The 6,618-nt window shown below is 61.8% G+C and carries 5 protein-coding genes and 1 riboswitch; of the genes, 3 read left to right on the top strand and 2 right to left on the bottom strand.

Annotated features, from left to right (window positions below; translation table 11 throughout):
- Nucleotides 1–55: 55 nt before the first annotated feature.
- Nucleotides 56–388 carry a DMT family transporter gene (locus tag HU811_RS23475; RefSeq protein ID WP_047225891.1) on the bottom strand — a complete coding sequence of 111 codons (333 nt, stop codon included), beginning with the start codon at nt 386–388 and terminating at the stop codon, nt 56–58.
- A gap of 104 nt (nt 389–492) precedes the next feature.
- On the opposite strand from HU811_RS23475, the gene HU811_RS23470 reads away from it, so the two are divergent.
- Together HU811_RS23470 and waaA are read left to right on the top strand one after the other, a co-directional pair.
- Entirely contained in the window at nt 493–1,383 is an 891-nt protein-coding gene (locus HU811_RS23470; protein ID WP_092395694.1) for a LysR family transcriptional regulator, read from the top strand.
- 22 nt (nt 1,384–1,405) lie between these two features.
- The gene (waaA, locus tag HU811_RS23465) at nt 1,406–2,686 is read left to right on the top strand and encodes a lipid IV(A) 3-deoxy-D-manno-octulosonic acid transferase (protein WP_186658361.1); all 1,281 of its coding nucleotides are present in this window, start codon (nt 1,406–1,408) and stop codon (nt 2,684–2,686) included.
- A 130-nt stretch (nt 2,687–2,816) separates the two neighbouring features.
- Here the strand turns inward: waaA and HU811_RS23460 are convergent, their stop codons facing one another.
- Nucleotides 2,817–4,256, bottom strand: a complete 1,440-nt coding sequence (locus HU811_RS23460; protein ID WP_092395698.1) for a TolC family outer membrane protein — start codon at nt 4,254–4,256, stop codon at nt 2,817–2,819.
- A 154-nt stretch (nt 4,257–4,410) separates the two neighbouring features.
- Nucleotides 4,411–4,516: riboswitch (TPP riboswitch) on the top strand.
- A 174-nt stretch (nt 4,517–4,690) separates the two neighbouring features.
- Between HU811_RS23460 and thiC the strand changes: the two genes are divergently transcribed.
- The gene (thiC, locus tag HU811_RS23455; protein ID WP_092395700.1) at nt 4,691–6,580 is read left to right on the top strand and encodes a phosphomethylpyrimidine synthase ThiC; all 1,890 of its coding nucleotides are present in this window, start codon (nt 4,691–4,693) and stop codon (nt 6,578–6,580) included.
- The last annotated feature ends 38 nt before the right edge of the window (nt 6,581–6,618 follow it).

Genomic DNA, 6,618 nt, shown 5'->3' with positions numbered 1-6,618 from the left:
AGCGGGAGCAAGCTCCCTCGCCACAAAGGTATTCCAATTAATGATCAGTGTGTTTTCAGTGCCCGGCAGTCTTGGAAAACAACTGGATCACCACCACCCCCAGCACAATCAACGCCATCCCCAGCATCGCTGGCACGTCCAGCTTCTGCCCATAGATGAACAGCGCCGCCACACTGACCATGACGATCCCCATCCCGGCCCAGACCGCATATGCCACGCCCACCGGGACGGTGCGCACCACCAGGGTCAGCATCCAGAATGCGATGCCGTAGCCGGCGATGACCAGCAGCAGGGGCAGGGGTGTGCTCAAGCCTTTGATCGCTTTCATCGACACGGTGGCGATCACTTCGGCGCAGATGGCGATGGCCAGGTAGTAGTAAGCGTTCATAGGTGAAGATCCTCTTGAATGGTGCGTCACTCGATGTCGACATTTTAGAGCGGTGTCAGATGCGGTAAAGTCATTACCTATCGGTATGGGAGATAGGTTGCGTCATGAGTGTTCAGTGGAATCTGGATCAACTGCGGCTGTTTGTCGGGGTTGCCGAGAAACGTTCGTTTTCCGCCGTGGCGCGGGACCAGCGCAAGGCTCAATCGGCCATTAGCAGCGCGATTGCGTTGTTGGAAGCCGACCTGGGCGTGACGCTGTTCGAGCGCAGCAGTGGCCGTCAGCCCAAGCTCACTGAAGCCGGCGAGGCCTTGTTGGAAGAGGCGCGGGAAGTGCTGCGCCAGTGTGAGCGTCTCAATGGCCGGGCCTTGGCCCTGATGCGCGGTCAAGAGGCGCTGCTGCGCCTGGCTCAGGATGAGGCGATGCCTTATCAGCCGGTCATCGACAGCCTGGCGGCCCTGGCCGAACGGTTCCCGACTCTCGAAGTGCAACTGGCCAGCGCCGCGCAAGGTGATGTGGCGCGCAAACTGGTGGAGCGTCGCGCCGACCTTGGGTTGCTGTTTTATCACGACCAGATCCCCGAGGCGCTGGAGCGCCGGGTGCTGGGCAGCGTCGAGATGGTCACGGTCTGCGGCAGAGGCCATCCACTGGCGAACCATGGTTACGTGACCTGCCTGGAAATGGCCCGGCATCGGCAATTGCTCATGGCGACCCAGTCCAGTGTCTACCCTGGAAGTGAGCAGGCCAGCCCGCAGGTCTGGCGCGCCGACAGTTTCTACGTCTTGGCCGAATGGCTGAGGAGCGGCCTGGGCTGGGCGTGGCTGCCACGGCATGTGGTGCAGTACCCGGCGTACCTGGGGGATATGGTTGAGCTCAACAGTGAGTGGACCCCGCCGGCCCTGGTGGTGGAGCTGGTCTGGCGCCGCGACGAGCCTTTGGGCCCGGCCGCGCGCTGGCTGGCGGAACGTTTTGCCGTGCAGTTGCAGGCGATCGGCTGAAAAACCGATAAACTCCGCCGCCATGAACAGAACTCTCTATAGCGCATTGTTTTATCTGGGGCTGCCACTGGTAGCGATTCGGCTCTGGTTGCGGGCCCGCAAGGCGCCGGCCTACGCGCGGCGCATCGGCGAGCGTTTTTCCTGGGGCTTGCCGGTGATGGTGCCGGGAGGCATCTGGGTCCACGCGGTATCGGTGGGCGAGAGCATTGCCGCCGCGCCGATGATCCGTGCCTTGCTGCAACGTTATCCACAGTTGCCGATCACGATTACCTGCATGACGCCCACCGGTTCCGAGCGGATCCAGGCGTTGTTCGCCAACGAGCCACGCATCCAGCATTGCTATTTACCCTACGACTTGCCCTGCGCGGCCAACCGTTTCCTTGATCGAGTTCGCCCGGTGCTGGCGGTGATCATGGAAACCGAGTTGTGGCCCAACCACATTCATCAATGTGCCAAGCGCGGCATTCCTGTTGCCTTGGCCAATGCGCGACTGTCGCAGCGTTCTGCACGCGGTTATGCACGTTTGCCCAAACTCACCCGGCCGATGCTCGCCGAGATGAGCCTGTTCGCTGTCCAGACCGAAGCCGAGGCTGAGCGTTTTCTCCAGTTGGGTGCCCGGGCGCAAACCGTCGAGGTCACCGGTTCGATCAAGTTCGACCTGACCATCGATCCGCAATTGCTGGAAAACGCCAGCGCCTTGCGCCATGAGTGGCAAGCCACGGAACGCCCGGTGTGGATCGCTGCCAGTACCCATGAAGGTGAGGATGAGGTGGTGCTGGCCGCCCACCGTCGGTTGCTCGCCAGTTATCCCGATGCGTTGCTGATCCTGGTGCCGCGTCATCCCGAGCGTTTCGATTCAGTGCATCAATTGTGTGAAAGCGAAGGTTTCGCCACGGTCCGGCGTTCCAGCGCACAGCCCGTCACTGCCCGGACGTCGGTACTGCTGGGCGATACCATGGGCGAACTGTTGTTTCTCTACGCGCTGGCCGACAGCGCTTTTGTCGGCGGCAGTCTGGTGCCCAACGGCGGCCATAACCTGCTGGAGCCGGCGGCACTGGCCAAACCGGTGCTCAGCGGGCCGCATCTGTTCAATTTCCTCGAAATCGCCGCGCAACTGCGGGCTGCCGGGGCGCTGGCGGAAGTCGAAGACGCCGAAAGCCTGGCCCTGGCGGTACAACGCCTGTTCGAACTGCCCCGCGATGCCCAGCGCATGGCCGAGGCGGGCCTGAAGGTGATGCGCACCAATCAGGGCGCGTTGCAGCGGTTGCTGGAGGGGTTGGGGCGGTTGCTCGCTGGGCGGTGATCTTTGCCCTTATGGGAACCGCTGTTGTGGCGAGGGAGCTTGCTCCCGCTTGGGTGCGAAGCGCCCACTAGAAATGGGACCGCTTCGCGATCCAGCGGGAGCAAGCTCCCTCGCCACAAAGGTATCGTCGTTATTGCGCCGGCCGCGAGCGCAGTTGCTCCGCCGCTGCCTGCGCCAAGTCCGGCGGCAGGAAGTCCTTGTCCGGGTTGTAGTCGGGTTTGAGATAGCGTGACAGGTCCTGCAGATCCGACGGGCTCAAAGTACCCGCTGCCTGCTTGAGCCGCAGGTTGTCGAGGATGTAGTCGTAGCGGGCGTTGTTGTAGTTGCGCACCGAGGTGTACAGCTGACGCTGGGCATCGAGTACATCGACGATGTTGCGCGTGCCCACCTGGTAGCCGATCTCCGTGGCTTCCACTGCGCTCTGGTTGGAGATGATGGACTGGCGGCGGGCTTGGACCTGTTCTACATCGGTATTCACCGCCCGGTGCAGGTTGCGGGTGTTCTCCACCACCTGCCGGCGCAGGGCCTCGCGCTGCTGTTCGGTCTGGGTCAGTTGCGAATAGGATTCGCGCACCTGAGAGCTGGTCAACCCGCCACTGTAGATCGGGATGCTCAATTGCAGGCCGATGGTGCGTTGCTCGGCATCACCGCCGTAACGCTGACCGGTCGGGCTGGGGTTGGTAAAGCCGAGGCCGTCGTTGTCGCCTTTTTTGTACTGGGCGATGGCATCGAGGGTGGGCGCGTGGCCGGCCTTGCGTTGACGCAGGGTGTCTTCGGCGGCATCGACGGCGTAGTTGCTGGCCAACAGGTTGAGATTCTGTTTGGCCGCGGTGTCGACCCAGGCTTTGGCATCGTTCGGCGTCGGCGGCAGGATCGGCAACGTATGGACGATGCCCTGGAGCGAGTTGTACTGACGGTTGGTCAGGGTGATCAGGGCTTCGAAGGCGTCGTCGACCTGGCGCTGGGCGAGGATCCGGTTGGCCCGCGCGGTGTCGTAACTGGCCTGGGATTGCAGCACGTCGGTCTTGTCCGACAGGCCCACGTCGAAGCGCTCGTTGGACTGGTCGAGCTGACGCTTGAACGCCGCTTCCTCGGCCTTGGTCGAGGCCAGGTTGTCCTGGCTGCGCAGCACATTGAAATAGCTCTCGGCGCTTTGCAGGATCATGTTCTGTTCAGTGGCCGAGAGTTGCAGCGAGGCTTGTTCGTTGACCGACTTGGCCGCCTGGAACTGAAACCAGCGATCGGCACGGAAAATCGGCTGGGACAGCGTGGCCTGGTAGACCGTGCCACTGCGGGTGGCGGTCATGGCGGGCTCGTCGAGCTCGGTGCGGGTGTTGTTCAGGTCGGCACCGGCCGACAGGTTGGGCAGCAACCCGGCACGCGCCTGGGGCACCACTTCTTTCTGGGCACCATACTGGGCACGGGCGGCGGCCAGGTCGGCGTTGTTATCCACCGCCTCCTGATACACGCTCACCAGGTCGGTTTTGGTGGTCACGGGGGCTTCGGCAGCCCAGGCCATTCCATTGGACGCACAAGACACGGCAAGGGCCAGTGAGAGTTTGCGCAACATGAGGCGATCCCTATTTCACGGATGAGTGCGCACAAGAGGCGCGGCGTAGCGAGTGTAGTTGCGCAGGCCCATGGCAACAATCCTGTATATGCGCCATTCATCACGCCTTTTGCCGTCGCGATGGCGTTCTGTCGTGGTTGTGTCTAGACTGGCCGGGTTCTTGTCGGGGTGCCTTGCTATGAGGCTGAGATCGAATAATTTCGGATCCCGTTGAACCTGATCAGGTTAGCGCCTGCGTAGGGAACAAGATTTCTCGTCACCCGGCGAGTCCTCTTGTGCTTCGTCCGGGATGTTGTTCGACAATCGACTTTCGATCTCGAGCATCATCAAGCATCGAGCACAGCATCCGCACAGTCGTGCAAGGGTGCGTCCATTCGTTACAGGTTCGCTCCGACAAAAATCCACTGCCTGGATGTGTGTCTGGAGAGCCCGTGATGACGACAAAATCAAAAAACGCGACCAACCTCAGTGATTCGGCCAAGGTCGATGAGCAATCGGTTCAGCCCTTTACCCGCTCGCAAAAAATCTATGTCCAGGGCAGCCGCCCGGATATTCGCGTGCCCATGCGCGAAATCAGCCTCGACGTGACCCCCACCGATTTTGGCGGTGAAATCAACGCGCCGGTGGTGGTGTACGACACCTCGGGTCCTTACACCGACCCGAACGTGATCATCGACGTGCGTAAAGGCCTGGCCGATGTGCGTTCTTCGTGGATCGAAAGCCGTGGCGACACCGAGCGCCTGGCCGGCCTGAGCTCCAACTTCGGCCAGGAACGCCTGGCCGATCCCGAACTGACCAAACTGCGCTTCGCCCACGTGAACAACCCGCGTCGTGCCAAGCCGGGCGCCAACGTCAGCCAGATGCACTACGCGCGCAAAGGCATCATTACCGCCGAGATGGAATACGTCGCCATCCGCGAAAACATGAAGCTGGAAGTGGCCCGCGCCGCCGGCTTGCTCGACCAGCAACACGCCGGCCACAGCTTCGGCGCCAGTGTGCCGAAAGTCATCACGCCAGAGTTCGTGCGTGATGAAATCGCCCGGGGTCGCGCGATCATTCCAGCCAACATCAACCACACCGAACTGGAACCGATGATCATCGGCCGTAACTTCCTGGTGAAGATCAACGGCAACATTGGTAACAGTGCGCTGGGTTCTTCCATCGAAGAAGAAGTGGCGAAGCTGACCTGGGGCATCCGCTGGGGTTCGGATACGGTCATGGACCTGTCCACCGGCAAGCACATCCACGAAACCCGCGAGTGGATCATCCGCAATTCGCCCGTGCCGATTGGCACCGTGCCTATCTACCAGGCCCTGGAAAAAGTCGGCGGCGCGGCCGAGGACCTGACCTGGGAGCTGTTCCGCGACACGCTGATCGAACAGGCCGAGCAGGGCGTCGACTACTTCACCATCCATGCCGGCGTGCTGCTGCGCTACGTGCCGCTGACCGCCAAGCGCGTCACCGGCATCGTCAGCCGTGGCGGTTCGATCATGGCCAAGTGGTGCCTGGCGCACCACAAAGAAAACTTCCTCTACACCCACTTCGAAGACATCTGCGAAATCATGAAGGCCTACGACGTCAGCTTCTCGCTGGGCGATGGCCTGCGTCCGGGCTCGATTGCCGACGCCAACGACGAAGCGCAGTTCGGTGAGCTGGAAACCCTCGGCGAGCTGACCAAGATCGCCTGGAAGCATGACGTGCAGTGCATGATCGAGGGCCCGGGCCACGTGCCGATGCAGCTGATCAAAGAGAACATGGACAAGCAGTTGGAGTGCTGCGACGAGGCGCCGTTCTACACCCTCGGCCCGCTGACCACCGACATCGCCCCGGGCTACGACCACATCACCTCCGGCATCGGTGCGGCGATGATCGGTTGGTTCGGTTGCGCCATGCTCTGCTACGTCACCCCGAAGGAACACTTGGGGCTGCCGAACAAGGATGACGTGAAGACCGGGATCATCACCTACAAGATCGCCGCCCACGCGGCCGACCTTGCCAAGGGTCACCCAGGCGCGCAAATTCGCGACAACGCCTTGAGCAAGGCGCGTTTCGAGTTCCGCTGGGAAGACCAGTTCAACCTCGGCCTGGACCCGGACACCGCCCGCTCGTACCACGACGAAACCCTGCCGAAAGACTCGGCCAAGGTCGCGCATTTCTGTTCGATGTGCGGGCCGAAGTTCTGCTCGATGAAAATCACCCAGGAAGTGCGCGAGTACGCGGCCAACCAGCGTATTGAAGCGGTGGATGTCGATGTCGCCCAGGGTTTGGCGGAACAGGCCGAGCGGTTCAAGCAGGAAGGTAGTCAGCTTTACAAGAAAGTGTGATCTGAGCTGAGGGCGGTGGTGATCTCACTACCGCCTTC

This window comes from Pseudomonas tehranensis (genome assembly GCF_014268615.1).
Taxonomy (GTDB): domain Bacteria; phylum Pseudomonadota; class Gammaproteobacteria; order Pseudomonadales; family Pseudomonadaceae; genus Aquipseudomonas; species Aquipseudomonas tehranensis.
Note: the sequence above shows the minus strand (reverse complement) of the source record. Positions and strands in the feature narration are given on the sequence as shown.